Consider the following 1,828-nt stretch of genomic DNA (forward strand, 5'->3'; position numbering starts at 1 on the left):
CCACCTCAGCGCCATCGTCTATCGCCACATCACGCGCAGCCGCGCCCAGCTTGGCTTCCAGGCCCGCTACGAGATGATCGAAGACTTCATGCAAATCTTCTACATCGAAGTGCTAAAGGCCTTCCGCAAAGAGAACTTTTTGCCCGAAGACTATAGCCCTCAGACCCGGCTAGAACTGGCGGAATACATGGCCTTTATGGAGCAATATGCCAAGCGCCGCATCAACCTGCCCGGCCGCCGAAACCAGCAGCTAATCGTGCTGCGGGCCCAGGGGTTTGCCCGTCGCCAGCCCGCCGAAACTTCTGTGGACCTGGATCTGGCAGTAGAATCGGCGCGGGGCGACGAAGCCGACATCCACAGCCGATCGCCCGTGGTGCAACAGGTGCGCGAGCAGATGGTGTCCGAAGCGCTCGACCCGTCAGATTCCGTCCTGCGCGATCGCGTCGTGGCAGAACTGGTGCAATACCTAGAATCCCAAAAGCAGCAGGACTGCATCGACTACCTCATCTTAAAAATGCAGGACCTCACCGCCCCCGAAATCGACGAAATCTTGGGCCTGTCGCCCCGCCAGCGCGACTATTTGCAGCAGCGGTTTAAGTATCACGTCGAAAAATTCTCGCGCTCTCACCGCTGGCAACTCGTCCACCAGTGGCTCGGTGCCGATCTGGATCAAAACCTGGGAATGCCCCAGCACCAGTGGGAGGCGTTTCAGGCCCAGCTCACCGCCGACCAGCGCCAGCTCCTGCGGCTAAAAATGCAGCGGGAATCCGACACGGCCATCGCCCAGACCCTCCGCTGCACGCCCAAGCAGGTGCAAAAGCGCTGGGTGCAGGTGCTAGAGGCCGCGTGGCAGTTTCGGAATCAGTGAGAGCATCGGCCGTCCAGGTTTGCTGGGGCATCTCGCGCCAATTCCAAAATCCAAAATCCAACATCTCAACCCCGCAACTCCGCCATTCGCTGCTGTGCAAATTGCACAAGGATGTCTACGCCAATCGCCTGGCCAATCTCTGCGGACTGCTGGAGCGACTCCACGGCCGCCTCGACCTGTCCCAGTGCTGCCTGAGCCGACGAAATGTACAAAATCAAGTTGCGGGCTTGGCTATAGGGATGATTAATATCAATATAAATTTGCTGTGCCTGCAAAAACGCCTCCAGCGCAGCCGAGAGATCTTCCAGCAAATTGGCACGGCTGCACAGCGCATTGGCATAGCCCAAGCGATCGCCCACCTGCTGATAGGTGGCCATGGCTTCGTCATAGAGGGCGATCGCCGCATCACATTGTTTGAGAAATTGCAGCACATCGGCTTTGGCTTTTAGCGCATTGGCATAGCCCAAGCGATCGCCCACCTGCTGATAGGTGGCCATGGCTTCGTCATAGAGGGCGATCGCCGCATCACATTGTTTGAGAAATTGCAGCACATCGGCTTTGGCTTTTAGCGCATTGGCATAGCCCCTGCGCTCTTCTTCCTGAGGCCGCCACTCCTCCACCAAACGGCGATACAGCGCCTCTCGCAGGTCGTTATAGCCCGAAAGCTGCATCCAAAAATCACATTGGCTATACCGCTCCCCTGGCTGCGTTTCTCTCGTCAGCCAGCCCAGCGCCATGCTATACTGCCCCAGTTCACAGAGATGATGAAACACCTCCAAATAGTCTTGCAGCAGATCGGTTTCGGCCTGCCGCAGATTCTCTTAGCCCCTCATCTGCTGCAAAGGTTGCACCCGCTCGGCAAAGTGGCTCACGGCCCGCCCATGAGCAGTGGACTGGTCGCCGGCCCGGCGCTGGGCCAGTTCTCGCACCTGGGGCTGCCAGCGAAAGAGTCGCTGCCCC

General features: G+C 58.5%; 2 protein-coding genes. One reads left to right on the forward strand and one right to left on the reverse strand.

What is annotated here, in order from left to right:
* Positions 1 to 868 (forward strand): hypothetical protein (locus IGS51_RS13220; protein ID WP_367279335.1); only part of this gene is annotated, 868 nt, incomplete at its 5' end.
* A gap of 65 nt (positions 869 to 933) precedes the next feature.
* Here IGS51_RS13220 and IGS51_RS13225 read toward each other — a convergent pair.
* Entirely contained in the window at positions 934 to 1,641 is a 708-nt protein-coding gene (locus IGS51_RS13225; protein WP_297078819.1) for a tetratricopeptide repeat protein, read from the reverse strand.
* Between the last annotated feature and the right edge of the window lie 187 nt (positions 1,642 to 1,828).

The organism is Thermoleptolyngbya sp. M55_K2018_002, assembly GCF_015295965.1.
GTDB lineage: Bacteria > Cyanobacteriota > Cyanobacteriia > Elainellales > Elainellaceae > Thermoleptolyngbya > Thermoleptolyngbya sichuanensis.